26 protein-coding genes, 2 pseudogenes and 1 riboswitch are annotated in these 25,955 nt (G+C 58.8%); of the genes and pseudogenes, 12 read left to right on the top strand and 16 right to left on the bottom strand.

The genetic code is table 11. From position 1 onward, the window contains the following. Positions 1–390 (top strand): tyrosine-type recombinase/integrase (locus DWV00_RS11705; RefSeq protein WP_147297884.1); only part of this gene is annotated, 390 nt, incomplete at its 5' end. 50 nt (positions 391–440) lie between these two features. Here DWV00_RS11705 and DWV00_RS11700 read toward each other — a convergent pair. Then, positions 441–695 carry a hypothetical protein gene (locus DWV00_RS11700; RefSeq protein ID WP_115533729.1) on the bottom strand — a complete coding sequence of 85 codons (255 nt, stop codon included), beginning with the start codon at positions 693–695 and terminating at the stop codon, positions 441–443. A gap of 209 nt (positions 696–904) precedes the next feature. Beyond that, positions 905–1,738: a hypothetical protein gene (locus DWV00_RS11695; RefSeq protein WP_115533728.1), complete on the bottom strand. Its 834-nt coding sequence runs from the start codon at positions 1,736–1,738 to the stop codon at positions 905–907. 498 nt (positions 1,739–2,236) lie between these two features. Here DWV00_RS11695 and mads1 point away from each other — a divergent pair, with 498 nt between their 5' ends. Together mads1 and DWV00_RS11685 are read left to right on the top strand one after the other, a co-directional pair. Continuing rightward, entirely contained in the window at positions 2,237–2,467 is a 231-nt protein-coding gene (mads1, locus tag DWV00_RS11690) for a methylation-associated defense system helix-turn-helix domain-containing protein MAD1 (RefSeq protein WP_220274681.1), read from the top strand. A 204-nt stretch (positions 2,468–2,671) separates the two neighbouring features. Continuing rightward, entirely contained in the window at positions 2,672–4,669 is a 1,998-nt protein-coding gene (locus DWV00_RS11685) for an ATP-binding protein (RefSeq protein ID WP_181885432.1), read from the top strand. Positions 4,670–4,704: 35 nt separating this feature from the next. On the opposite strand, the gene DWV00_RS33640 is transcribed toward DWV00_RS11685, so the two are convergent. From DWV00_RS33640 to DWV00_RS11665, 4 genes are all read right to left on the bottom strand, one after another. Next, the gene (locus tag DWV00_RS33640; RefSeq protein WP_147297881.1) at positions 4,705–4,941 is read right to left on the bottom strand and encodes a helix-turn-helix domain-containing transcriptional regulator; all 237 of its coding nucleotides are present in this window, start codon (positions 4,939–4,941) and stop codon (positions 4,705–4,707) included. 158 nt (positions 4,942–5,099) lie between these two features. After that, positions 5,100–5,438: an Imm52 family immunity protein gene (locus tag DWV00_RS34535; RefSeq protein WP_245964832.1), complete on the bottom strand. Its 339-nt coding sequence runs from the start codon at positions 5,436–5,438 to the stop codon at positions 5,100–5,102. A 400-nt stretch (positions 5,439–5,838) separates the two neighbouring features. Continuing rightward, on the bottom strand, positions 5,839–6,426 hold the full coding sequence (locus DWV00_RS11670) for a restriction endonuclease fold toxin 5 domain-containing protein (RefSeq protein ID WP_115533723.1): 588 nt from the start codon (positions 6,424–6,426) through the stop codon (positions 5,839–5,841). Continuing rightward, positions 6,426–6,878: a hypothetical protein gene (locus tag DWV00_RS11665; protein ID WP_115533722.1), complete on the bottom strand. Its 453-nt coding sequence runs from the start codon at positions 6,876–6,878 to the stop codon at positions 6,426–6,428. Before DWV00_RS11665 ends, DWV00_RS11670 begins: the two co-directional genes overlap by 1 nt. A 1,192-nt stretch (positions 6,879–8,070) precedes the next feature. On the opposite strand from DWV00_RS11665, the gene DWV00_RS11660 reads away from it, so the two are divergent. Further along, on the top strand, positions 8,071–8,589 hold the full coding sequence (locus DWV00_RS11660) for a tyrosine-type recombinase/integrase (RefSeq protein WP_181885431.1): 519 nt from the start codon (positions 8,071–8,073) through the stop codon (positions 8,587–8,589). 214 nt (positions 8,590–8,803) lie between these two features. Here DWV00_RS11660 and DWV00_RS34885 read toward each other — a convergent pair whose 3' ends face one another. The 5 genes and pseudogenes from DWV00_RS34885 to DWV00_RS11635 form a co-directional block, all read right to left on the bottom strand. After that, a complete protein-coding gene (locus DWV00_RS34885) occupies positions 8,804–9,268 on the bottom strand; it encodes a nucleotidyl transferase AbiEii/AbiGii toxin family protein (protein WP_281272625.1) in 465 nt (154 codons plus the stop codon). 94 nt (positions 9,269–9,362) lie between these two features. After that, positions 9,363–9,860: pseudogene (locus DWV00_RS34880) on the bottom strand (nucleotidyl transferase AbiEii/AbiGii toxin family protein); the annotation flags it as partial. Further along, positions 9,853–10,446, bottom strand: coding sequence for a DUF6088 family protein (locus DWV00_RS11645; protein WP_115533719.1), 594 nt, complete (start codon positions 10,444–10,446; stop codon positions 9,853–9,855). The pseudogene DWV00_RS34880 and the gene DWV00_RS11645, both read right to left, overlap by 8 nt. 459 nt (positions 10,447–10,905) lie before the next feature. Then, a pseudogene (locus tag DWV00_RS11640) lies at positions 10,906–11,950 on the bottom strand (MATE family efflux transporter). 298 nt (positions 11,951–12,248) lie between these two features. Then, positions 12,249–12,839: a hypothetical protein gene (locus tag DWV00_RS11635; protein WP_115533718.1), complete on the bottom strand. Its 591-nt coding sequence runs from the start codon at positions 12,837–12,839 to the stop codon at positions 12,249–12,251. A 560-nt stretch (positions 12,840–13,399) separates the two neighbouring features. Between DWV00_RS11635 and DWV00_RS11630 the strand changes: the two genes are divergently transcribed. From DWV00_RS11630 to DWV00_RS11620, 3 genes are all read left to right on the top strand, one after another. Further along, positions 13,400–14,707 carry a lysozyme inhibitor LprI family protein gene (locus DWV00_RS11630; RefSeq protein ID WP_245964831.1) on the top strand — a complete coding sequence of 436 codons (1,308 nt, stop codon included), beginning with the start codon at positions 13,400–13,402 and terminating at the stop codon, positions 14,705–14,707. Positions 14,708–14,748: 41 nt separating this feature from the next. Beyond that, positions 14,749–15,945: a hypothetical protein gene (locus tag DWV00_RS11625; protein WP_147297880.1), complete on the top strand. Its 1,197-nt coding sequence runs from the start codon at positions 14,749–14,751 to the stop codon at positions 15,943–15,945. A gap of 175 nt (positions 15,946–16,120) precedes the next feature. Beyond that, complete coding sequence (locus DWV00_RS11620) at positions 16,121–16,432, top strand: hypothetical protein (RefSeq protein WP_147297879.1); 312 nt, start codon at positions 16,121–16,123, stop codon at positions 16,430–16,432. 25 nt (positions 16,433–16,457) lie between these two features. Here DWV00_RS11620 and DWV00_RS11615 read toward each other — a convergent pair whose 3' ends face one another. Next, positions 16,458–17,435, bottom strand: a complete 978-nt coding sequence (locus tag DWV00_RS11615) for a hypothetical protein (protein ID WP_147297878.1) — start codon at positions 17,433–17,435, stop codon at positions 16,458–16,460. Positions 17,436–17,450: 15 nt separating this feature from the next. Between DWV00_RS11615 and DWV00_RS11610 the strand changes: the two genes are divergently transcribed. Continuing rightward, positions 17,451–18,041, top strand: a complete 591-nt coding sequence (locus tag DWV00_RS11610; RefSeq protein WP_115533714.1) for a hypothetical protein — start codon at positions 17,451–17,453, stop codon at positions 18,039–18,041. A gap of 2 nt (positions 18,042–18,043) precedes the next feature. After that, complete coding sequence (locus DWV00_RS11605) at positions 18,044–18,685, top strand: hypothetical protein (protein ID WP_115533713.1); 642 nt, start codon at positions 18,044–18,046, stop codon at positions 18,683–18,685. 20 nt (positions 18,686–18,705) lie between these two features. On the opposite strand, the gene DWV00_RS11600 is transcribed toward DWV00_RS11605, so the two are convergent. Together DWV00_RS11600 and DWV00_RS11595 are read right to left on the bottom strand one after the other, a co-directional pair. Further along, complete coding sequence (locus DWV00_RS11600) at positions 18,706–19,920, bottom strand: M20 aminoacylase family protein (RefSeq protein ID WP_115533712.1); 1,215 nt, start codon at positions 19,918–19,920, stop codon at positions 18,706–18,708. 32 nt (positions 19,921–19,952) lie between these two features. Next, positions 19,953–21,395 (bottom strand): YfcC family protein, encoded by a 1,443-nt coding sequence (locus DWV00_RS11595; protein ID WP_115533711.1) that lies wholly within the window; start codon positions 21,393–21,395, stop codon positions 19,953–19,955. Positions 21,396–21,559: 164 nt separating this feature from the next. On the opposite strand from DWV00_RS11595, the gene DWV00_RS11590 reads away from it, so the two are divergent. Continuing rightward, positions 21,560–22,477, top strand: a complete 918-nt coding sequence (locus DWV00_RS11590; protein WP_115533710.1) for a LysR family transcriptional regulator — start codon at positions 21,560–21,562, stop codon at positions 22,475–22,477. A gap of 279 nt (positions 22,478–22,756) precedes the next feature. Further along, complete coding sequence (locus DWV00_RS11585) at positions 22,757–23,119, top strand: XRE family transcriptional regulator (RefSeq protein WP_342766971.1); 363 nt, start codon at positions 22,757–22,759, stop codon at positions 23,117–23,119. Between the two features lie 105 nt (positions 23,120–23,224). Here the strand turns inward: DWV00_RS11585 and DWV00_RS11580 are convergent, their stop codons facing one another. Next, positions 23,225–23,548, bottom strand: coding sequence for an Imm52 family immunity protein (locus DWV00_RS11580; protein ID WP_245964830.1), 324 nt, complete (start codon positions 23,546–23,548; stop codon positions 23,225–23,227). A gap of 222 nt (positions 23,549–23,770) precedes the next feature. On the opposite strand from DWV00_RS11580, the gene DWV00_RS11575 reads away from it, so the two are divergent. Next, positions 23,771–24,109, top strand: a complete 339-nt coding sequence (locus tag DWV00_RS11575) for a hypothetical protein (RefSeq protein WP_147297877.1) — start codon at positions 23,771–23,773, stop codon at positions 24,107–24,109. A gap of 156 nt (positions 24,110–24,265) precedes the next feature. Here DWV00_RS11575 and DWV00_RS11570 read toward each other — a convergent pair whose 3' ends face one another. Further along, entirely contained in the window at positions 24,266–25,522 is a 1,257-nt protein-coding gene (locus tag DWV00_RS11570; protein ID WP_115533706.1) for a D-amino acid dehydrogenase, read from the bottom strand. A 170-nt stretch (positions 25,523–25,692) separates the two neighbouring features. After that, positions 25,693–25,792: riboswitch (glycine riboswitch) on the bottom strand. Positions 25,793–25,955: the final 163 nt, after the last annotated feature.

The following is a 25,955-nucleotide window of genomic DNA, read 5'->3' as shown; positions in this document are numbered from 1 at the left end:
ATCGTGCCTCTGTCGAAGCAGTCACTTGCCGTTTTGAAGGAGCTTTATTCGGTAACGGGGCATGGACGGTACGTCTTTCCCAGTGTCAGGCCCGGTGCGCGGCCGATGAGCGAAAACACCGTCAACGCGGCACTGCGGAGACTCGGCTATACGAGTGGGCAAATGACGGGGCATGGATTCCGCAGTACTGCGTCGACGTTGTTCAATGAGCAGGGCTGGCCGGCCGATGCGATCGAGCGGCGGCTATCTCACGGCGAGCGGGATGAGGTGAGAGGAGCTTACAATTTTGCGGAATATTTGCCGCTACGCAGGAAGATGATGCAGGCGTGGGCTGATTATCTTGAGGCACTTGAATGTAATGCGACGACACTTCGCTCGGGGTTCCGGTAGGGCATGCACAACGCATTGACGTATTGCGATTCCGGCGGCTTTGCGCCGGATCAGCCAGCGCCGCCCACCTCGGAAGACTGCTGCTTCGCGTCCGCAACCAGTTCCTTGAGCGCCTCGATGCCAGCGTCCGTGAACGCGGTCACCGAGATCAGCTGTTCCGCGGGGCCGTCCAGATCGTCAATGATCCCAAGACATCCGTCCTCGGGCCCCAAGTTCATACTCGCCAGTTCGTCCAGCCACTCCTCCGGCTCTCCGAGCATCTTTGCGACGCAGGCGACGGTATAGACAAAGCTCGGTGCGGCCATGGTATGAGGTTCTCCTTGTGATCACGGGTTCCAGCCCTATTCTGCCTTTTTTCAATGACGAGCCCTGATGTGAGTCCCGCCTCCGACTTCTACGTGGGCCGGCCACGATCGACGATGCGCAATTACCATCCTCGCTCTTTCGCCGTCAATCACGCGTGGCGAGTTCTGAGCGCGCAGATCTCCGATTCGGCCACGTTCGGAACCCGTCATCACGGCGCACACCGTTTCCAGATACATCGCCAGCCATTGCGCGCGTGAACTGCCTCCGCCAGGATCGCCAGGTACTGCCCATGATCGACCCGCTCATCCGGTGGCAACTCGGACGCCATATGCCGTTCGAGCGCCGCCTGTCGAGCTTCACGACCCTGCGTCATCGCGAGAATCCGGCTGTAGGCCTCGCACGCGTATGCAAAGGTTTCGCGCTGATGGAAAGCGATGTCGAGCGGTGTTGGGCATTGCCGACGCTCCGGCAGACCGATTGATGTCCGACGACAATTGTGCAGTACGTGTGCCGCCTCGTGCACGACGAAATCCGCAAATGGATCGGTTTCGTCGAAGTATGCGAGCGATACATAGCAGGTGGTGTCCTGGCTCAACCCGACGAGATCGTCGGCGTTTGAGCCTAGCCGGGACGCGCCCAGACTATTTAGATACAGGTTGGCGAGACGCCACGCGGTCGACAGCCATGGTTCCGTGGTGAGCACATCGACAATGTTGTGGGGCGTGAGGAAAACGACTCCTCGTACGAGCGCGTCGAGCACACAATCCCGTTCCTGGACGGTGAAAAATCCCTCCACCATGGAGCCAAACTTGTCGCGCAGCCACGGATCAATCGGTGTCGGCAAGGGCACTGGTCGCTCGAAACAACGCGCCTCGCGCAGTGTTGCTTCGACAAGCGCGGCCCGGAGCCGTTGAGTAGCGCGGGTCGCGGCGTCAACCACGGAGCTTCCCGGCCAGTCGATAAAGAAGCCATCATAGTCGCCGGTTGCCAGATATTGTCGGACCTGGGCTTCGATCCATAAATGCGAACAGACCTCGGGCATGCGCTGGTTTCTCCTTTCCTTGTTAGGCCCACCATCCAAAGAGTTCCGGGAAGTCCAGGACGTTCCGTTTGGGGCATCCTTGTGCCTGCAAGGCGCGTATCGACGGGCTTCTTGGAGATTCCGAGGAGGGCTGTCTCATTCCGTTGACTTCCACCGATTCTTGGGGGAGTTTCTAGGGTACGTCGCAGACGGCGACGGGAGATACCCGTGACACTCTCCGATACCTCGATCCGCAAAGCCTAAGCCAGGCGCAAAGCCTGTCAAGCTATTCGATGGCGGCGGTCTCTATCTCATTTGGGCTCCGACCGGCTCACGCGCGTGGCGGATGCACAGTCTTCGCCTGAGGTGGTCCGTTGGGTATGCATATGCGGCAGGATTGAGCTCAAAAACCAGATGATGACAAGACTGTCGGCCCTCGTGGCTTGCCGTAGCAGAGATCTTGAAAATTTTGCACTAGAATGTCGTATTTCGACAAGCCCGCTGCTATGAGCCATGCCAATGAATTCCGGTGAAGAGGCGATTCTTACCATCAAGGAGGTCGCCGAGTACCTCAAGGTTACGGAGCGGACGATCTATAGGCTCGCTGCAGCGAAACAAATTCCCGCGTTCAAAGTCGGCGGGACATGGCGGTTCTCGCGTGCTGATATTGATGCTTGGATAGACCTGCAATCGACAGGGAAGCCCGGGCACGGCACCAGCAATGAAGGCAAAAAGGCGGGTACGAAGTAATGCTTGGGCGACACTACGAGAAGAATTCCCGGGCAAGCGCCTCAAAGGCGCAGCCGTCGAGCTGCCCAACGACCGCAACACTGGCGCGGCCGCAGATTGCGGCCAAGCTGTTTGGGGCAATCACCTATCGCAGTAGATTCTGCTGCGTCACGGCGGCAAGCCTGCTGGCTCGTTGCATTTGCGATTTCTGTGAGGGTTGACGTCGTGTCTTCCATACTTCCCATCAACGTCGATGATCTGCTGCGCTTGCAAGGCGTCGAATCGGCTCGAGTTGAGTTCAAGGCATCTTGGGACGAAAAGGCCGCAGGTTCCCAGGTCATCCGAACGATCTGCGCATTTGCCAACGATTTCCAGAATTTGAACGGGGGCTATATTGTCATCGGTGTTGCCGAACAGGGTGGCGCTGCTATTCTTCCTGCCAAAGGGCTTTTCGAAAAAGAGATTGAAGATGCCCAAAAATGGATACGAGGGCGCTGCAACGTCATTGATCCGGTGTATCAGCCGGTGCTATCCCCCGAAATCCATGAGGGGCGGCGGATTCTAGTGGTCTGGGCACCTGGCAGCCAGGCGCGACCGCACCAAGCACCGGAGTCCGTCGAGAAGGGTGCTTCTCGCAAATTCTACATCCGGCTGGGGTCGGAGACGGTGGATGCGGACAAGCAGCCAGAACTGAAAACCCAACTCATGCAACTGACGGCGCGAGTGCCTTTCGATGATCGTCGCGCGTTGCAAGCCAGCGTTCTTGACGTTCGTGAGACCAAGGTGCGCGAGTTTTTGAATGACATTGGCAGTGGTTTAGTGGATGAGGCGGATACCAAGACCCTTTACCGTGCGCTGCGCATTGCAGATCCTGTCAATGGGCATGATGCTCCGCGAAATGTCGGGCTGCTGTTTTTCAGCCAGAACCCTGAACAGTGGTTTCCCGGTGCGCGGATAGAGGTCGTGCAGTTCGCGGGAGATTCCAGCGGTAATGTGCTGGAAGAAAAGATATTCAACCAGCGACCCGTTCAAGAGCAGCTTCGGGAATGCCTTGCCTATCTGGAGGGTTTGTCCGTCCGCATGATTCAGAAGCTGCCTGGGAGAACGCAGGCGGGCCATTGGGTCAGCTACCCATCATTGGCTTTACGAGAGGCTTTGGTGAATGCGGTCTATCACCGTTCGTATGAAGGCACTCAGGAGCCGATCAAGGTCTATCTCTATCCAGACCGGATGGAGATCATCAGCTATCCAGGGCCTGTGCCAGGTATCGAAACCAAGCATCTGGATGGCTCTGCTCCTTTGCCACCCGTGCCGGCCCGCAATCGCCGTATCGGAGAACTTCTGAAAGAGTTGCGGTTGGCCGAGGGACGAGGCACAGGAATTCCCAAGGTCAGGCGAACGATGGAGCAGAATGGCTCTCCTCCGCCCCAGTTCGATTTCGATCAACCGAGGAGTTACTTCCGCGTTACATTGCCGGTCCATCCAGAGTATCAGGCTATTCTTGCGCTTCAGGATGTCGCGCATTTGCGGGCTATCGGCGATGCGCAGGGTGCATTACAGCGACTGCAAGAGGCTTACGAGGCAAATCCAGCCACACTTGGCGTGGCGGTGGAACTGGCGAAGGAGTTGGTGTCAAAAGGGGATATTCATGGTGCTGAAGCGATTTTTCAGCAATTTAGAGGCAGCAACCCTGTCGCCAACGCTGCGTCTTTGATTACGCTGATTGCATCGGCTTGGCTTGATGCGAGGAAGCAGAAAGAAGCGGTTGCTTGGCTGAATCGTTTGTCGGATCTCGATGCCGTAGGCGACGCTTTCGAGGCTGCCATCCAGGAGAAACGCGCGGGGCGGCTTAAGAAGGCACATCGCTATTTCCAGTTGGCGGGAGATGCTGTTCTTCAGGATGCCAAGGCATTGCACGAATTTGCCCAAGTAAAGATGAAACTTGCCGGAGAGGTTCGGCCAAGGCCCGGCTCACAAGGCAACGCTGCCTATGCGAGGCTACTGTATGAGGCCAAGGAAATGTTGCAGCGTGTAGTGCAGATGGACGCCCCGCGTGCGCGCCATGCTTGGGCTTGGTTCGATCTGGGAAAGGTACTGCGTTGGAGCAGGGCTCCCTTGCCGGATATTCGTCATGCCTTCGAGAAAGCTGTCGAGTACGACCCACATGAGAATAGATTCTCGAGGGCATTAAACGAATTGGATGATCGCAACGGCGGACACTGAAGCCGGAGTAGCTTCCAACCTGACCGGCGCACCACTCATCGCGAGCATGGCGATTGGTATGATTGACAACGATCCATGCCGATGGCGACAGAGTCGTCGCCCGCGCGCGCCTTGGCGACATCTACGATTGCTACCATGAGCAGATCCGAGTCACCTTCTTCAAGGGCTGCATTGATGTAATCGGCGATGACTTCCTCCTTGTCCAGGTGCTTCGATACGTCGAAGCGGGAGATGTTGACTGCGCTCGTGCTTGCTTCTTGATCATCTTCCACATGGCCTTGGCGCGCTTGATGTCGAACACGTGCATCGGCGTCGCTAGAAAAGCGCTAGGGCCCAAGGCAGCCTTTCGAGTCTAGCGCCGGCCGCATAGTCGCAACCCATTTGTGAAGGAACAAGAAACACGACCAGCATCGTCGGGGCGTTGCCGCACCTATTCCCGAGTCACATAACGGCCTCGCGATCGAGGCAAGACGTCCTGATCGGCCAATCTCACTTCGATTGCGTTTGCGATCCTCAGGTGCTCCGGATTGTCGATGGAAAAGGTAGCGTCGGCGACACTGACGATGATGGTGCCTTTTTGAGTACCGCCTTCCATGACTGGCACTAGTTCCGCCGCCTCGGGTAACTCCTCGCGTGTGATTGCCGTTGGAAGATAGAGCATCCAGCCGGCACCCGGTCGTTTCGGAAAAACTTGATGCGTGGTGTAGTACATCAGGGGCCCGACTCGAATGCTGGAGGCGACGGGCCATATGGCGAGCAAGCCGAGCATGAATCTCTGCATCGCCCTACAGTCATCGAGTGCTTCGACTTCGTCGAATTGCACGTAGAGTAGACTGGTACGGTTGCAGGGATCACATGAGAACGAGACAGAGAACGAGCCGCCTCTGCCTTTCTCTTTTCCGCTCCAGACACCGGTTCTCCGGTACGTGGTTGTCGCGTCCTTATCGTCGTGTAAGCGAAGCAACTCCAACGCCGCTGGCGTCGGACCGCTTTGGTCAAATGCTGCATGTGCAAGGGACTTCTTCCGTGTAGCCGCAGGCGGATACCAATTTTTAACTGGCAGGCCGTACGGTTCGAACAGTTTGGCGATTCTCCATAGAGTGCGGAGGTGTTCCTCTCGCGAAGGTAGGGTAGCTTGTTGATGCTGGAAGGTTAGGAAGATGACCATGTCACGGATGGAGTAATGATTCAATTGCAAGCTTTTCGTCGATGAAGATTTGCGAGAAATATCGATGAGAAATGGGTTGCATGAAATACCAGGTCAACCTTGATGGCGGATTATTTCTTACTGCGCGATTTTGTGTTCGAGCTTGACTGAGCATACGTTCCACGCCGAAGATCTCGAAAAAGCGTTTGGGTCGGCCGGTTTGTTTGTCGAAAAACTGATCGTAGCGGGCCTTCGCTTCCTGTAGGCGACATTCCGGTGCGCGAAAACCGTCGAATTCGATATTCTCGAATTTCCATTCGGTGAACGGCGCAAAGCTAGTAATGCGGGCCTGGTAGTCACGCGAGATTTTGGACATGTGCCACCTCCTCGTGACGAGCCAACCTCTGCGCGGCGGACACTGCGCGTGTGACTCATGAGGAATCGGTATCGCACGTGTAGCCGACTTCGACTTCGTTTTATCCGCCTCGAGACTATCCGGGTCTGACTGCGCCTTCTCGGCGAGCCCGCGAACGGCGCCTCCTATGGCGGTGAGCAATGCCAAGAGTGCAATGGCCGCTTCTTCGAGGCGGGAGCGACGTGTCGGTGCCATTATTCATTTCCCTCTAGTTCTTGAGACTTCTTGCGAAGCACATCGATTAAATCCGCAAAGCGATCATCGGGAGCGGCGCCTGGCTCACGTAGCCATTTTCGAATCACCGGCTTGCGATGGAAGCCCGGGGCTTGCATTTCGAGATATAGGAAATTTGCGAGTACCTCTTCTCGCCTGAGCCCCAAACGCCTAGCTTCGCTGTATGCACGGACAAGCTTGTCGAGCAATGCCGGATCGTTAGCGAGCCTCCTGTCAGCGCCACCAATGCTGTTTTGAACGGCCATCACGAACTTGCGTTCGTCCTCGGTCAAAAGGGCTGTTTGATGCTCGTGCATGTCATCGGATATGAAGTTAAATGGGAACCCTTGCCGGATGGAATCGATATGGAGACGGCACCCGAGCCAAAACGCGGACCGCTTCTTCCAACAACGCCAGTAGCTGCTGCGCTCCATACGGGTGTTGCGGCTCCGGTTATTTTGACTGGGTCGCACGGTTGAACCCTGCCATCGCGGAAAAATCGGACTAACGGAAGTGCATTGGACGAATCAATCGTCGATCTCGCGGCGTCACTCCTTGAAGCCACAAGGTTCGAGCTTCGAGCAGAGAAGTGCCGCATGCAGGGCTGGACCCGAAGCATGAAAACGGAGAGTGACGAATGATCTTCCGACCAATCATGAGCAGGAGCAGGGTAAGCGCGAATTTAAACGCACCTAGAATCGAACGCTGAACGCGTGCAGGCTTGCGTCCGCAATTACCACTTGCGGACGCAACCGATGACACAGAACAAAGTTGATTTCATTCTGCTGCCGGTGACCGGCGTGACTGCAGCGGGCAAGCGGAGGTTTGACGCCGAGGTTAAGCGTGTATCCGTCCGAGAGCCCTCGTTATTTAGCGAACGTCGTTGATAGCTGACGATTCTGCCATTGCGATGACGAGAGGATATTCATGCGGAAACGGAGAAGTTCGCTGGGGACGCGGCGGGTGTAAGTTCGCCGCCAGCGAGAAGGTGGCGCAATCTTGGCACACGCCCTTGGCGAGAGGGCCATGAGATTCGATGGGCAGCAGCAGTCGTTCAACGTTGAAGCTTCGTTATGAGTGGCGAAACGGTAACTACGCTCGAGGACCATAGGCGCCGGAGTATCGTGATCCGGAGGCTGGCTGGCGCAACGTGGAGCGGTCGTGGCCGCGCGTCGGCGTGGCTGGTAGGCGTTGAGGACCGAGCGTTATTCCTGCTCGAAAGAAAGACAGACGCAGCGCCTGCGGATTTCGTTCCATCCATACAACATCGCGATCTCGACAACGTGGATCGGAGGACCCGAGTTGAGTAAGAGGGAATAGGCCAACGTGTTCCATTCTGTTCCGACTTTTCTCCGGGGTAACTCTGGGGGTAACCACACTCATCGAATCCGAAATTCCTTGCCGGGTGGCCCTGAGCGGCCCGAATGCGAATCCCACCCGGCCCACCATTCGAAGAGTTCCAGTAAAGTCCAGAGTGTTCCGTTTGGGGCATCCTTGTGCCTGTACGGCGCGTATTGACGGGCTTCTCGGAGATTCCGAGGCGTGCTGTTCCATTCCGTTGACTTCCGCCGATTCGTGGGGGTAGTTTCTGGGGTAGGTCGCAGGCGGCGATGGGAGATACCCCCCGTGACACTCTCCGATACATTGATTCGCAAAGTGAAGCCAGGCGCAAAGCCGGTCAAGCTGTTCGATGGCGGCGGTCTCTATCTCCTTTTGACTCCGACCGGCTCGCGCTTGTGGCGGATGAAGTATCGCTTTGGCGGCAAGGAAAAGCTGCTCGCGCTCGGCGTGTATCCGGCGGTGTCGCTGAAGGGCGCGCGCGAGCTACGCGATGACGCCCGGCGTGAACTTGTTAAGGGCAACGACCCAGGGGAAATTCGGCGCGCCCGGAAGGCAGCCGCGAGAATGCAGGATGGGACCACCTCCGAGGTTGTGGCTCGCGAGTGGTTCGAACTGATGAGGGGCAAGTGGGAAGCAGAATACGCCGACCTCATCTTGCATCGGCTTGAACGCGATATGTTTTCGTCTCTAGGCAGGCGTCCGATTGCGGAAATCACGCCGCTGGAGTTACTGACTGCCTTGCGGAGGATCGAGCGACGAGGAGCGATCGACACGGCCCATCGCTCCCTGCAGAAGCCGTTTTGAAGGAGCTCCATTCGGTAACGGGGCATGGACGGTACGTCTTTCCCCGTGCCCAGTGTCAGGACCAGTGCTCGACCGATGAGCGAAAACACGGTCAACGCGGCACTGCGGAGACGTTGTTCAATGAACAGGGGTGGCCAGCCGATGCAATCGAGCGGCAGCTATCTCACGGCGAGCGGGATGAGGTGAGGGGGTAATCCCCCCGACGGACTGCAATCTATCTGTTGATGGCTTCCTGGAGCACCGCGATCTTCGCAAGTAGTTTGTCGAACGAAGGCGGGTTCTCGTCGAACATCATAGGCGCCATAGCCCGATAATCTGCGCGCAAGTCCTTGATCCGCGCTTCGTCCGGCATCAGCCGCAGGCTACCCGGTTTGGCGGTGTCATAGCTCGCCCAACCGGAGCGAAAGAACGCCGTCTTGTGCTGGGCCACCTGGGCGAGCAGATCAAAATCCGTCGCCGCGGCGTTGCCTTCGTCGGTGTCGAGCAGCATCGCGAGATCGTAGTAGTGTCGCGAAAAATATTGCGGTGTTTGCGACTCGGCCGGGCGATGCGCTTCCGCATGGAGCGCGGTTGCCTTCTCCCAAAAGGTGCGCCGCGCTGACAGGACGATCACGCTGGTGTCGGGATCCTCGAAGAAATCGGGATAGTCGTCGGCCGCGTAAGGGCGGATGATCTTCACCTCGGTTGGTCATGGATCTCCCCGCGCGCCCAGTATCTCCCCGCGCGCCCAGTTCGAGCTTCACGCGCGGCGTAATGTAAGCCATGCCCTCATATTCGGCTGCGGGCAGCGCCGTGGGATAGTGGAAGTTGACTGTCTGGGCGTCGCTAGCGTCGATCTCCAGCGACCACTCGCCGTTGACCGGCTCGCCGAGCTGTTCGACGATCGCGGCGCGCAGCGCCGGGACAAGCTTCTCAGCGATGTGGCGCGTGACGTCGCCGACCAACTCATCGATCAGGCGAGCCGCCTGCTTCTTGCTGATTGCTTCCTTCTCGGGATCGCGATCACCGGTATAGCCGAGTTCCGCGCGGTCGAACGAAAGGTCGATGTCCTCGGAGAAGCGGCGGATGGCACCGAACGCCTTGGAGAGTGATGTGCCGCCTTTGAAGACAAGGGTTGCAGTCGGCCCCTTCGGCAGACCGAAAAGGCGCTTCAGGCACCAACAGACCCAGAAGTCCTTTTCAATGATCGTGTCGGCGACACCCCGGCCGGCGCCTGTCTCTCCGAACAGGGCGGCGCGATCACCGGCGGGGAGGCGGGCAACCTTATCCATCGATATCCGCTACCGCTGCATTGGCGATCGAGACGAGTGTCGGCCTCATCCAGGCAGGAGCCTGAACGGCGGACGAGGCCAGGGTTTTCTTGTCGGTGGCCGAAAGCCGACGTGCGGCAACCTGCACGACGTCGGCCGCCCGCACGGGGCCGACATGGCGGAGAGCCTGCACGACCGTACCGGCGGCACTGCCGGGCGCGATCAAGTGCTTGGGCGAGGCGTGGCGAAGATCGACGACGCGCTTTCCCAACACAACGCGACGCGATGGGCCATCGGTCAGATAGGTACTTCTTGCGGGTACCTGCGTCGTGAGTCCGAGGGCGTTTGCGGCGCGAGCGCCGGAAATCTGAACGTGCGACCCGGTCTCACGCGCCAACGCCTGCGCGACGTCGTCTGGCGTCGGCGAAAGCGGGCCGAGCTTCGGATGGACCTTGGGGAAATCGTAAAGACCGTGAGCCAGACGGCGAAGCTTGCCGTTTTTGACCAGCCTGGAAAGCGCCTGATCGACCGCAGCACGGGCTGCCACGTCCAGGAAATCACGGGGCGTGAAGACGCCGCCGCGCCCGGCGCCGCGGGCGCGCCTCATGATTCGATCGGGGACAGATGGGATGGTCATCTTCATGTGTCAGAAAATAACACATGTTTTTCTGACGTTCAAGAGTCGGATGAGCGCCGGGCGCGGGGCGCTCAGAATGGTCCACTCGCACGAAACTTGGTGCGTTTCGAGCCGGCATCTCGTTTAGGTGACAGGCCTGTTACTGGGAGATAAAAATGCATTTCCGTCGGCGCTCGATACGGTGTGAACTGTTGAGCGAATCCGGTTGCGATGATCACCTGTTCGGCATTGGGGAGCCGGGGCGACCGGCCCTGGAACTCATCCGCGAGGCGGCGGATGCCGAAGCTGCAGTGCATAGCGCGCTGGGCGGAAGCCGAGCGGTGCCGTCGGCGCTGCTAATCGAGATGACGCCGGATCTGGCATTCGAGCGGCGACGACTAAGGGTCCCGTCGCCGCGGCCTGGTCTCCCAGATGTAGCTCGCTGAAGAATCACATCGCTTGTCGTACCGAAGCGGGGCGAATAGCGGCAGTAATCCGCGGCAAAAAAGCTAGCAATGCTAAACCACGTGCTCCCATGAAAATGAGCAGCGCGAGCCAGAGACCATGATTCCCCCAAATATCGACGAGCACCCAGGAGGCGCAGAGAAAAACCGCCCAGGAGATTGCCATGGTCTGCATGAGTTCGCGTGTCCGCGTGGCGCCTATGAATACGCCGTCCAGTAAAAATCCTCCCACCGAAGCGAGCGGCAAGATCGCCACCCAGGGCAAGAACGTATGTGCGGCGGCGCGCACGGCCGGTTGATCGGTCAGCGCGCTAATGATCCACGTACCTGCCCGTGCGCAAAAAAATGTCGCGGTTCATCCCCACGAGCTTCTTCAGCGCCATGGTGTCCGACACCGTGCGCCATGCCAGCGGAGGAAGCCCGCGCGGTCGCACATGCCAAAGCACCGCCATGCCGAATGCAAAGCCGATAGCATCGGCGGTGGCGGTTGCCGCGCCGATTCCCGCGAGACCCCAGCCAAACGCATAGACGTAGGTGACGACAGCCACTGCGTTGACGGCATTGATCAACACCTGAGTGAGCAGCGCGATGCGCGGGCGTTGCGCACCGAGGAGGTAGCCGAGCACGACGTAGTTCCCGAGAGCGAACGGCGCGGAAAGAATGCGCGCATGGCAATAGACACGTGCATTGTCTTGCACGGCATCACTGCCGCCGATGAGCTGGATCACATGCCGAATCAATGGCGCTTGTACGACGAGAATCACGCTGCCGATCGCAACTGCCAGCAGTAGTGCGCGTACGACATCGGCGCGCAACGCGTCCATGTTACGAGCGCCAAACGCTTGGGCGACAAGTCCTGTCGTTCCCATGCGCAAGAAGCCGAAACCCCAGAACACGAAATTGAAGAAGAGACCACCGAGGGCGACACCGCCTAGGTCGGCGGCGCTGCCCAAATGGCCTGCAACCGCCGTATCGACGGCGCCGAGGATGGGTTGGGTGAGATTCGCTAGAACGATCGGAATCGCCAGCATCAGCACGCGTCGATGCCAGCCGCCTTCAGGCGGAAGCGCTGATTCAATGCTCAACGTTGCTCCCTAGGACGCACCAGCTTTCGGATCGTCACACCGATCTCCTCATCATTTGTTCAACAAACGGCAAACGTCGCCATCGATGCACGATACCTGAGCCGTGGCATGTTAAAAAGATCCACGAAACTCGAAAACGATGGCGCCATACGTGGCGTGGGCGGACCGGACAGCTGCGCCGTAGCGTAGCCGTCGAACCGCTCCATGGATGGGACGTCGCGGGGTGTCCCTCTGCCGCGGAAGTTCACGGCACCGCGCTGCCGATGCCAAAGGTTGCGCCGGTGACGTCAAGGCGACCGCCAAGTTCGAACGTGCCTGCGCGATCTTGTTGGAGAAATCGTCGAGGTTTGGCCAGGCAGCCGTGACAGTTGATTGAGAGGTCGAATACGACGCTGTAGATTTGCCCTGGGTTGTCCAGTTGATACGGCGCAGGCAGGTCGATCTCGATGAATTGAAGCTGATAACTCGCGTTACCCGCTTGAGGGGGGATTGAGAACGACACCTGTGTCGGCGTACGTGTGATCTGATCGCCAGGGAGTTCAACAGTCTGCTCTTCCGGTTCCAGGCACGGCAGCATGAGAAACCCGCAACGGCTCCAGTGAGCCGTAACGCCTGGAATATTGCTCGACGGATAGTATGAGGCGCGCACACGCACTTTGGGCGAGCGCAACATCTCGCCCAATTGAACTGGCGTCAGGTCACCACCGATGTGCGTAACGTTTACCGTCACGTCGACGTTTTCTGTACGACCGGTTACCGCGCAGGACGTGAACAGAAGCGTCAGGATGGCGAGCACACCCTTTTTCAGCAATTGTCCATTTGGCCAGATGTCCATACATTTGCGAAATGTTTGGGAGTGCACTTTTCGAGGGTGTTAGGGACAACTTCCTTCAGCGCTGCTATATTGTCGTGCCGCGCGACAGTATAGCAGCGCTCTGTTCCGTATCGTCTCCTATACGTCGAGACACCTTGATTTTGGCTTGATTTTTCCATATGTCTTAGGCACCATTTCTGTCGCCTATGAGATGGGAAAAAGCGAAGAAAAGCGCATCCCGTTGCCCTTAAGCTGCCGGGCGCCGGTTGTCGGGGCCGGATAAAAGTAAATAGTCCGGTAGTGGTTCGCAACGGAATGTGGAAGATAGACGGGTGGGCGCTCGAATCAATCGATTTTCTTGTTGTTATTTGGCACTTCTCGTGGTGCTCACATCAGAACGGAAAATCAGAAAAATGAAAACTGGTCGCTCAAATGGGTCGCTTGGTGTGCTTTTGCTCGGTACGTTTTTGATCGCGGCCGCGACCAACGCGTTTCCGGCGGGACTAAATTGCGCTCGCGCTCAGCACTTGCCCGATACGGCGATCTGCGCGAATCGGGATCTTCTCGATCGGGATATCCGCATGTCCGCGGACTATCGCAGATTGCAGGCAGCATCGCCTGGCAAGCATGACGCGATCCGGCAGGCTCAAATGCAGTGGTTGCAGGCCCGTGATCACTGCGGTGCCGATGTCGATTGCCTGATGTCGGCGTACGACCAGCGCATTGCGGCGCTGCAATCGCAATTCCATGATCGGGTTGCCTATCAGCCCGACGATGTCGACCGGCAGGCGCTGGAAGATCTGCGGGAACGGGTGGATACGATGCGCAAGACCGATCCGGTGTTTCCGCTCGAGAAGGTCATCGATCGCTTGCGGATCAAGACGGGAATGACGACGTTCTCGAACGTGAAGGACGGAGACGGTCCGGAGGACATCGCGCATTTCCCGACCAAGCGGCCGTCGGGGGTGACAGCGGACGAATGGCGTGCGTTGCGGGCTTCGAATATCGAAGGGGGCGGCGATGAAGGGCACGCCTCTTACACATTGATGAAGATGGACGGGGATGCGCAGCGCGAGCTTGTCATCGACTCCTACATGGGTGGCACCGGGGACTTCACGTACACGAGCGTGTTGCGTCGACAAGGCGGCAAATTCGTTGGCCCCTACACGTCATTGCAGACTCCAGGGGACGTGCCGGCGTCTGAGATATCTACAGCCGCGGACGGCGATCCGGCCCAGTCGTACCTCTACTCGATCAACGGCCGCGGCGCCAACCAGTCCGGCGACTGGATCCAGTTGCGTGGGCGCGTGTACGCTGCATATCGTGTCAGCTATTACGGAGAGGACAACGTTTATCTGCTGAGGCCGTTGTCGATCGTGGGGCAGGCGCCCAAACTGACGGTTCGATATCGCTATCAGCTTTCCGTGCCCAAGACTCAGAAGAGCGACGACAGCGGTACGGACGAGGCGCTCGATCCGGCGATGCGTTCGGGCATCATGCAGGCGCTGGACAAGGTCGGCAGCGAGCCCACGAATGACACCGGGAACGAAACGAAGCCGCTATGTCCGATCCCCGATACGGTGAAGGGTGACGATCGGCAGGAGTATTACGCCATGGGCCCGGCGCAATACGTTGTTGAGGTCGTCGCGAACGTACCGGTCTGGGCTGGGCATCAATGCTATGTCGGGCAAGTGACGGATTCGTTCGGCGCATACGACTCCAAAGATGGGCTCTACGCTCAGATCAGGCTTCACAAGCCCGGTGCGCCAGAGATTCACCAACCTGGCGTGCCCGAGAACGGCGACCAGACGTATTCGATCGACGGAACCCGCACCGCCGTCGGGACCGAAACCACGATCTCGAAAGTCGAGGGAGACAACGGTGCATAGCCGCGCCTCCCTGATTCACCCAATTAGCCGGAACCGATCGAATGAATTCAAACAGGCTGCGCAACTGGTGGATGGTACTTGTTGGATGCGCCATGATCGGGTGTACCCAGCCGACAAAAGCGGAACTCACGCTTGACCTTTCGCTGGATCAACTGAGCGGTGATATCACAGCAGAGCAGCGAGCACAGCTGCTTCGATCACCCAAGACGCACGTTGAGGCCACTTACTGGCCCAAGGTGCAGATACCCGGAATCAACGCACATTTCGGCAAATGCGGTCTCCTGGCGATGCCGTGCGTAGAGCCCACGGAAGAAGTTGTGGTGACGCATCCCGCGCACATCGATGCGAATAAAGGAGACGTGTCGTTTTCCATCCCGTTGCGTTCACCGGAGCGGAAATTCCCTCTGCGGGCATTGAAGATCGTTTTGCCGTTTGACGAATTGTCAGATGCGCCGCGCGGCGAACAGGCCGGCGAATTTGGCTTGTCCGCGGTCGACTCGAAAGAGGCTCGACGCATCATGCCGGTCTGGCTGTCCTCGCCCTATCGGGCGCTGGGAGGCACGCTGGCTTTGAATGATGCCGGCGAGTTCGCGCCGAATGATGGATTACCCAATGAGCTGGCCAGCAACCGCTGGGATCCGCCCTATCTTTTCTACCCGCGAAACCGCTTTGCGGGTTATGGAGATCAAGCGGCTACGCCATTCCCCGTGTTGCAGACGCTACGGGCGCCGTATCCTCCCGAGCTGAATGGCATGAAAGAGGTTTATCACGCGGAAATCCGGGGTGGGTGGGTAGACGGGCACTGGCTGGAGAAAGTGGATGTGAGCGCTGAACGAAGAAAGGACGAGACATGCCCTGTTTCAGATCTCGAATATCAGATCCTCTGGGCCGACGGGAAGCTCATCCGTTACGCGGAGCACAATTCCGATCCTCGCGACGGTCAATGCCAGGGCTGGTACCGTCAGTTAGCGGTGGACGACGCTGGAAACGTGATTGCTTTCGATGATTCAATTGTTAATGTCGTGAACATGGGTACCAGCGTTACGGATCGAGCGTGGAACAGCACGTGTTCTACTGCCCCGCAACAGCCCGCATCCAACTGCTCCATCGCCGCGCCGGCCGCGGATCAGGTTTCCAGACTGCTTCAGACGGCGGGTAACGTACGTCAATGGTTCGATGCGTCGAAGCGGCTGCAGCAAGAGGCTAAACGTTCGATGCCGGCAGGAGAGCATGGCTGAATTCAATTCCGACGCTGAAGGGCTACCGATTAGGCCGCGATCTGCGCGCCGTTCGCCGTCGTTCGCCGTCACGCTACCCTGATCACTACTGCTCATGCGACTGATACTACCCGGCAGATTCTACTACTGGCCCCGCGCGGTTCTGTTTCTTGCCGTCGGGATCGGCGTGTTTTCGATGTCCATGCTCGGTCTTGATACGGCGATGATAAATCGCGTTGCCGAACGCTCCAGTCATCCGCGAAGCGTCGTGGCGAGTACTTACGAATGGAAAGGGGTGACCGGCGGCAAGACCAGTCCCCGTCGGACCTATATCGGAACGGGACTCATGTTTGCCAATGAGGACAATAGCGGCATCGAACGCGTACCCAACCCCGGTCACGGCCCCGGTCGCATTGCGACCTGTTTCGTTGATCACGTGGGCTGGCTTGGTGGTCACTGGATAAGTGACGTACACGACTGCGATGAACCGGTGGAACAAGCCCGGTAGGTATCGGGTGTATAAGGGCGGTACTTCATGTCGTCTCGTCGCGGGCGTCTTTCTCCTCGGCATGCGGTGCAAGTGTGCTTCTAATGTCCGGCCCCCACTTGAGCGTATGCTCCAGGTGGGAACGCGGAACCTGGAACCTATCCACCGAGACCAGCGGATCGCGGTCGGCGACTGCGATCATGTCCTCGATTCGGGCTCGCTGCGGCGGGACGTTCACTTTCCGGCCGATGCCGGTGAGCGATTGGTCATCCATGGAGTACAGCGCCCAGAATGCGTCTGTACGTATCTTGTAGAGCATGTTTTCGCGCCGGTCGAAAATCATCGTTCCATCGCCGTACCTGATGACCGATACGATATAGCGTCCCTCCGGAGACACCAGCAACCGGGACGAGGCGGAACAGCCGGGTAGCAGGATCCGATTGTCGATCAGGTAATCGATGTCCCTCGGTGGGCCGAAGCGCTCCTCGACGACATCGATAACCTTGACGCGTATGTGCCCGCCAAGGGTGAATCGATCCCCAGGTTGCAGGGCGGGCGTGTTGTATGACCGTTTGAGCATAGGTAGCGCCTCCAAAGGGAAGTCGTACTTGCTCTCGTTATTCACGGCATTTTTATCGTTAGGTTCTTCGGAGGACTTCTTCTGTGAGCGGGGCATGCCCAGCGTCTTTCTGAGCCATTCATTCAACGCGAAGGCTGCAATCAAGGCAGCGGCCACACCTGGCCAGCGAAACCCGCTATCGGGCAGGACGCGCGCGGCTGCAATCGCGATCGACAGGTTGGCGGCGAACATCCACATATCCGTGAAGGTGATCTTGCCACGCCGGGAAAATTCGATTCTCTGGGATATCAGAGAGAGCAGCCAATACAGCGGTGAGGCCCAGGGAGGAAGGAGGACGGCCAGCATAAGGGGCACGGCGATTTGGAGCCCGGCCGTTAGAATCCCGCCGAGTAGTTTCCAGAACGTGAGGGTGAGAAACACGCGCCAGTTGATTCGATCAGACATGTTGTCGGCAGGTTTATGATGAAACAAACGCACGCTATCGCATTCCCGCCAAAAGTTACAGTGTTGACGGGGCACGTTGAGAATCTGCGCAGGGGTGTCCCTGCGAAAGACCATCTTGCACGGTTCCGAATCGCCGGTACGACAGTGCAGGTGCGACTCGACGAGCTTCCCGGGAGCTTCGATGCGTTGAGCGAAGCAATGAAAACAGGTGAAGAGGTGGCGGTCGAAATGGTGCTCGCGCGGGACCGAGGCGCGCAGTTCTATTGGTTGCTAAGCCCTCGTCGCGAAATTATGTCGCATTCCTGGCACGACCGGATTCGTGATGTATTACGGCCGCTACGGGTTTGGTCGGGCGCGGGTTCGGTGGCAGCGCTGGTTGCGATCACAACGATGTTCAAGACGATTCATGCCGGTGCCCCTGCTGGCTGGATCGTCGCATCGATAGCCGCGCTCATCGTCGCGAGCCTGATGCTCTGCATATTTTCATTCCATCTCGTGGGTGCCGTGGTCGTTCTTCGCCAAAGAGCGTCGTCATTGCAGTTGGAGCGACTGATGACGCAGCAGCGACAGGCCCTCGGGAACGAGTCCCCGTTACAGGGAGGGTAGTCATGCATACGGATGACGGAGTACCGGAAGTCGAGGTTTTGACCGGGCAACTGCATCAATTGCGCATGGATACGTCACAGAACACGGAAGGCAATCGTACACGGATTTTCCGTTTTACTACGGGTGGGCGCCATTGCGTTTTCTATGCGGCAACGTTTCTCGGCAGCCGAAATGCATTCCTAGCGGAGGGCGACCGTGTCGAACTCGCTGTACAAAGTCCGGTCGACGGCAAACAGGAGGAGATTCCTGTCTACGCGATTCGCAATCTGGAGGATGGTGATGTCTATGTCAGCCACTCGATGTCGCAGTGGCGCCCGGACCGCAAGGGCTTACCACGACTATCATTGCGCCAGCAACGGAGCCTGCTGATGCAGTTCGGCGCCGTGGTAGTGATAGTCTGGTTGATCTTCGGCGTAGCGTGGCGTGCATTCGACGCCGACGGCGCCGTCGGGCGCCAGATTTTCTATGTCGCATCGGCGGTCTTGCCGGCGGCGTGGCTCACGCCGGCCGTGACAATGTGCGGGTACCGGTTGCGCTGGAGTCTCGGAATGCCGACTGACCGTCAGTGCCTTCAGGAAAAGGTTTATGCGGCACTTTCGCTGAGTTCGCCGCTAAGTGTGCCTTCCCGTGTTTACGACGTGTAGCGCAAGTGACCGCGCCTGCTCTATGAGTGCATTGACCCGCGCGCGCGGTATTCCTGCAGATACCGCTCCACCAGCCTCGCCCAGAACGCAGCGCCGACGATCAGGTTCTCGTCATTGAAGTCATACGTTGCGCTATGGAGCGACCGTCCGCCTTCATGCGGACCATTGCCGATTCGCAAGAATGTGCCGGGGCAAGCCTGCAGCATGTAAGCGAAGTCCTCGCTGCCCATCAATTGCTCCATGTTTTCGGTGACATTCGCGTCGCCCACCAGTTCCTTCGCGACCTGTATCGCAAGATCGGTTTCCGCGGCCGCGTTCGTCACGACCGGATAGCCCTCCGCGTAGTCGATGTGCGCGGTCACGCCAAAGCTGTCTGCCTGCGCATGAACAAGTTTCGTGATCCGCTCTTTCAGCAGGCGCCGAACGTCTTCATCGAAGGAGCGCACGCTGATGCTCAATTCGACTTCGCCGGGGATGATGTTGGGTGCGGTGCCGCCCGCGATTTTGCCGATCGTGACGACCGCGGGCTTGGCAGGATCGACGTTGCGGGAGACAACGGTCTGCAATGCCATCACGATGCTGCTTGCCGCCACGATCGGATCGCAGGTCAAGTGCGGGCGGGCTGCATGTCCGCCCTTTCCGATGATCCTGATGAATACCCGGTCGCCTGCGGCGAGGAATGGGCCCTTGCGAAACATGAAAGTACCCGCGGGGCGGCCAGGGTGGTTATGCATCGCGAACACCGCATCGCACGGGAAGCGCGTGAATAGCCCTTGTTCGACCATTCGCTTCGCACCGCTGTCGAAGCCCTTTTCCTCGGCAGGCTGGAAAATCAGATGCAATGTGCCGTCGAAGCGCCGTCGTTCCGCAAGATGGCGAGCCGCGCCGAGCAGCATGGCGGTATGGCCGTCATGACCGCATGCGTGCATCCTTCCGGAAAACCGGCTCTTGTGGTCGAATGTGTTGAGTTCGTCGATCGGCAGCCCATCCATGTCTGCACGAATGCCGATGCGACGCGCACCGCTGCCGAGCCGCAACGTTCCGACCACGCCTGTCCCGGCGATGCCCGTTTCGACGACGTAGCCATACTCCCTTAACCGGCTTGCCACCATCGCCGCGGTCTGGGTCTCTTCGAATGCAAGCTCGGGACAGCAGTGCAGCGCATAGCGCAACTGGCGAAGATCGCTTTCGAGCGGCGCGATGTCGGCGATGGAACTCAGATCGGGAAGTAGCATGGCAGCATGAGAAAAGATGCAAGAAAGATCGGTTAAAAGGGGCCCCAGTGGATCGCAACTCCGATCGCAATGGCGACGACGCAGATCACGAACCACACGAGCAAAAGCGGCGCCACGAAGCGCACCCAGCGCGAGTAGGGGATACCGGCGGTTGCGAGAACGGCCATCAAGACGCCGGAGGTCGGGTTAAAGCAATTGACGAAGCCTTCGCCGAGCAAAACAGCTTGGACCGAGACTTGCCGGGTCAGGTGCAATGCGTCGCCGAGTGGTGCGAAGATGGGGACCAGTACGGCGGACTCGCCGGATCCCGATGAAATCCCGACGTGCATCAATGCGGCGCTGACAAACATGCCGATCGCAGCGAACGTCGGGCTGAGCGGGGCGAGCATTCCGGCGAGCGCATTGATGACGGGGTCGATGATCTTGCCGCTGCTAAGGACGATCGAAACGGCCTGTGCTGCGCCCACGATCAGCGCGCCGTGAATCAACCGCGCGCAGCCCGACAAGAACGTATCCGCCAGCTTGCTGGGTGCAATCCCTCCGACGATGCCGGAAGCGACTGCAACAACCAGAAACGTTGCGATCATTTCCGTCTCGGCCCAATGACTCGACGACGCTCCATAGACGAAAACCGACAAGCAAACAAGCAGGATGCCGACGACCAGCAGGTGACGAACGCTAAGCCGCTCGGACGAGGACGGCGCTGCCTCGTCAATCCGATGTCGGCCGATCTGTGCTTCGCCGGACACGCGGTATGCCCGCGTTCGGATGGCAAGGAACACCGCTGTCGCGAGCGCGAAGACGAGATATACCGCGATCCGAAATGACATCCCCGAGAACATCGGAAGGCCCGCCAGACGCTGCGAGAGGCCGGTCGTCACCGGATTGAGGATTGCCGTGTTGAAGCCGGAATACGTGCCCAGATAGATCACGCCTGCGCCGATCTCCCGTGACAGCCCCATCGATTCGGCAAGCAGCAGCCCGATGGGAACGAAGGCGACGACGGAGTTGTTCACCACGCCAAGCGTGCCGAGAAACGAGAATACCGCGCAGACGATGACGATCGTGGTGATTCTGCTGGAAAGGTCGCGCTTGACGATCGCGTTCAGTGTGCACCGGATTGCGCCGGTTGCCTCGATGACCGCGAGCGCTCCGCCCGTGAACAGGATGAGAAAGATGATCGGCGCTGATTTGATCATGCCCCGAGCGAGGGCGACGAACACGAAGCCCGGCAACACGCCGCGCTGCGGCATCCCTTTCAGGCTGTTGGGGACGACAAAGCTGACGCCGTTCGCGATGGTGCGAGTGAACTCGCCGGCCGGCGCCAACCACGTTGCCACGGCCGCCGCGATCAGCATGAAAAAGAGCAGGACATACGGATTGATCGAGTCTCTCGTGGTGCTCGCTGGTGTCGATCGGTGCTCTCCGATCGAGCCTGGCTCGGCTTTTGCCGCTGCCAACTTCTGGTCATTCATGTCCGCTCCTCACACCGTGTTCACGGTTTGTCTCCACGCTGTCTGGCTTAGGTCGTCCGCCGGCCGTATCCAGTATGGGGCGCAGTATCGGCGAATTTCCCGATGGAAAGTTGCTACCTGAATGACGAAAATGTTGCATCAAAGGCAACGATGGAAGATTCGCGATGAAACCGGTCGAGCGAGAGTTGTCGGAGCGCGTACTTCAATATCTCGTCGCCATCTCGACGTATGGTGGTATGCGACAGGCGGCGGTGGGTCTTGGCGTCAACGTCTCTACGATCAGCCGTCAGGTTTCCCATGCGGAGCGCGAGTTGCGGTTGTCGCTCGTGTCACGGCGGGGCCGCAAGATGGAGCTGACCGAAGCCGGTCAGATGGCAGTCGAGTATTTCCGAGAGCGGGACCGGCAGGCGCGGCGATTTCGCGCTCAACTGGACGAGTACCGCAGTCTGCGCCGAGGTCAGGTCACGCTTGCCGTTGGGGAAGGCATCGTGACCAACCTGGTCTCCGTGGTCCTCAAGCAATTCCACGACAAATATCCGAATATCGTGGTGGAGTTGCGCACTGGCCGCTTGCCCGAACTGCTCTCGATGGTACGCGAGGACGAGGTCGACATCGGCGTATCCATCGGTGCCGCGAACGATCCCACGCTGAATTCGAGGCTATTCCAGAGCGAGCCGCTGTGCGCGATCGTCTCCGTCGATCATCGAATGTCGGGGCGCAAATCCGTGTCGATGGAAGAGTTGCGCGACGAGCGTCTGGTGTTCATGCCGCCGGACTTTGGACTGCAGACGTACATCGACGCGATCCTTGCCGATCTCGCACTCACGTATGTGCCGGCGTTCCGGTGCGATCTGTTCTCGACTGCGTCGGCGTTGGCGGCGCAGAACCTGGCGGTGGCGTTCATGACACGCCGAGCAGCGCAGGAACGCATTACGGCGGGGCAGGTCAAGGCCGTGCCGATCGATCATCCCATCGCCCGCACTTTCGATCGCTACGTCACGACACGGGTCGGCAGGCGACTCGGACCGGCTGCGAACTATCTTCTTCGTGAGATCGTTAGGCTGATGTCGACGCAGCGGTGAGGGGCGGCCGTCGTTGTAGCAGTGCGTGCGCCAGCGGGTGCGTCGGGCGTGTTTCAAGCAGGGTGTTGGGCACGACGCCGCTGTGCGACGCGCGACTACGCGAAAAAGTCCTTTGAAGTTAGCCCCTTTGGTGCTAATCTGCCTCCCAGAGGTAGCGCACTCTGCGCAGCCCGCACCCGCAAGGAAGATCGAAATGGACAAAACCTTGGACATCGTCAAAACGGAAGCGGAAATCGCCAAGTTGATGGCCGAGACTGCGAAGCTGAATTTGGAGTCGCGATGGATGCCCTTCGTGTGGGCCAGCGGTTTGATCCTAGCGGTTATGACGATAACGAAATTTTTCTTCGAGTAGTTCCAAGGGCCGCCACTTGGCGGCTTTCTTATATGAAATATACGGCCCCCACAGCCGAAGACTTCCAGCGCCTCAAGAACGAACTCGGCCACACCGGCGAGCAGATGGCCGAGCTTTTTGCCGTCGCCGGCGGCCAGCAGTGGCGCAAATACACCGGAGGCGTCACCCCGCGCGAGATGAGCCCGCAGATGCTTTTCTTCGGCGCGGCGCGGCTCGTGTTGTCGGATGATGAGCTCAAGCGAGTGCTCGCGAAGATGCGTGAGATCGGCGCGCAGATCGAGATCGATTGAAGGTCGACGTGCTCTTTCAAGCGGCCTCCGCGGAGGGGGTGGACCGCACGCTGTTACCCGCCACATACTTCGACGCGTTGAACTCCATCAACATGCTCGCCTCCGCTACCGAGGTAAAAGGTCTTGGTCTGCCAACCGGATTTCGATCGCGTTGGCGATCTTCACGTGATCCGGATTCTCAACAGAGAAAACGCGATCGAAGACGCTGACGATGATGGTTCCTTTCTGTCTATCGTCCGCCATGACAGGCACGAGTTCCGCCGCCTCGGGTAACTCCTTGCTTGAGATTACCGTCGGAAGATAGAGCATCCAGCCGGCGCCTGGTCGCCTCGGGAAGACCTGATGTGTGGTGCAGTACCTGAACGGGCCGACTTGGATGTCGGCGGCGAGAGGGCATATGTCTAGCAAGCCGAGCATGAACTGCTGCATGTTCCGAGTGTCTGGATCTCTAGCGTCGCGGTGGGTCGCACGGCTGATTCGCTCGCCACGAAAAATAAGACCAACGGAAGTCCATTGGATGGGAAGAAGGAAACGTCGGACTTCGTCTGAAAAAAAACGGGCATGGCCGGAAGACGGCATTCCAACGCTAGTATCGGCCGATCATTGTCTACCGCTACCGCAGGAGATCACTCAATGGTTTGCAGCATACCCATGACTGAAATGATGGCGATTCCAGATATTCGCCACCGACTGAGAGGTGCCGACGCCGAGCTACCGCGTCCGCCGTTTGACAACAAGGGTGGCGGCGATGATGGCGGCATGGAAGCCAGAATCTCTGTGCTCGAGGCCGCCAACATCGAAACGCGCGATAGACTCGCGCGGATCGAAACGCGTCTGGATTCCGTTGCGACCAAGGCTGATTTGCTGAACGTGAGGGCGGCGCTTCATCAGGAAATGAACGCCCAGACCTGGAAGCTCGTCACGTTCGTATGCGGCTTCGGTACCGCGCTGGTCGCTGCCACTTACTTCGTGGCCAAGCACGTTTACTAAATCTGCCTTTCTCACGGCACTAGCATCTTCGCGCTAAGCGCCGCGTCGTTGACGCTCGGTGAGCAGGCGCACAGCTTGGCATGCACGGTCGAGCCGTTCAAGCTGCGCGCCGGTCAATTCCCTATCAGGGCTTGACCGACGCGCGGTCGACAGACGTTACTTGGTTACGAGCGCGCCTTCCATCGCGCTCGAGCTTTCCACCGACTGCCTGACAATGGCCGCGATCATATCGGCAGTCACCGCCGACAGTGTCCAACCCAAGTGTCCATGTCCGGTGTTATAGAAAACGTTGGCCGCGTGTCCGCGTCCGACGCGCGGCATCATGTTCGGCATCATAGGGCGCAAACCTGCCCACGGCACGACGCTGCGTGTACTGACACCGGGGAAGCATTGGCGGACCCAGTCGACCAACGGCCGAATGCGATCGGCCCGGATATCGCGATCGATGCCATTGAACTCCGCCGTGCCGGCTACTCGGAATCGGTCGATGCCCAGACGACTCGTCACTAGCTTGGTTTCATCATCGAGCAGGCTAACCGTCGGCGCGGATGCCTGACTTTCCTCATCAAGCAGATTGACGGTGATCGAATAGCCCTTTACCGGATAGATGTTCACACGGTCACCAAGCTGGCTTGCGAAGTGTCGGCTGGCCACTCCGGCACATACGACGATGCCGTCGAACTCCTGCGTCGAGCGCTGCCCATCCTCATTCGCGGTGATCGTCACCGAGCGCCCGTTTGTCGATACCGACTTTACGTCTTGGTTGTAGAGCGTTTTTACGCCTAGTCGCGGCAATGCCGCGGCCAACCCCGAGGTGAACTTGTGAATATCGCCGGTCGCATCGCTCTCCGTGTAGTACCCGCCGTAGTACCGGCCGGCCAATGTCGGTTCGATCGCGCGCATTTCTGCCGGCGTCACGGCATGACGTTCGAGGCCGCCTTCGGCAAGCAGCGCCGATACGCGCCCCGCATGATCGAAGCCCGCCTTGTCGCGATAGATGTGAAGGATGCCGCGGCGCTTGAGGTCGAAGTCGATACCCTCGGCATTCGCCCAGGCAAAAAGGTGCTGGCGTGCCGCGATGGCAAGCCGCGTCGTCTCCACCGTGTTGCGCCGATAGTGCGGAATCGACGCAATGAATTCCGCGAACCAGCTTAGCTTGTGCCATGTCGGGCTAGGGCTCACGAGCAGCGGGGCATCATTGCGCAGCATCCACTTCATGCCTTTTATCAGCGTGGACCAGTGCGTCCAAACTTCGGCATTCGATGCTGAAAGCTGTCCGCCATTCGCGAACGATGTTTCCATGGCCGCATAGCGGTGCCGCTCGAAGAGCGTGACCGAGAAACCACGTTTGGCCAACGCATAGGCCGTTGTAACGCCGGTAATACCGCCGCCGATTACTGCGATGGATCTCATGAGAAGGTCTTCCAGGACGTCAAGGGGAATGGCAGCCCGATGCACACCATGTGCAAAGCGGACGCCCCCTCTGTCCTCGACCTGAGAGATTCGCCGCGCACGGTAACAGCGCGCGGCTTGCTCCTTCGGTACCGCCGGCGGACGTATGCGCCGCGGTTCTTCAGAGTGCAAACGAGATATCGGTCCTTCTGCCTGAGAGTTTCCGGGGCGGTTGCTCCTTCGGCGCTGTGGCTGCCGGGCGGCGGGCACAGGCTCTCCCGATATCGCGGAGATATAACGGTGACAACTATGCCACAGAAGTTGACGGCTGCGCCACCCATGAGAACGTATGCACGTCGCGCTATCGGCCTTGCTCCGTGGAAATATTCGCGGGAGCCCTACCTGTATCGCTTCTCGGATCCCGCGCCCTACAGCGTCAACTCGCTGATTTCGC

Source organism: Trinickia dinghuensis (assembly GCF_003367175.1).
Classification (GTDB): domain Bacteria; phylum Pseudomonadota; class Gammaproteobacteria; order Burkholderiales; family Burkholderiaceae; genus Trinickia; species Trinickia dinghuensis.
This window is presented reverse-complemented; position numbering and strand designations above follow the sequence as displayed.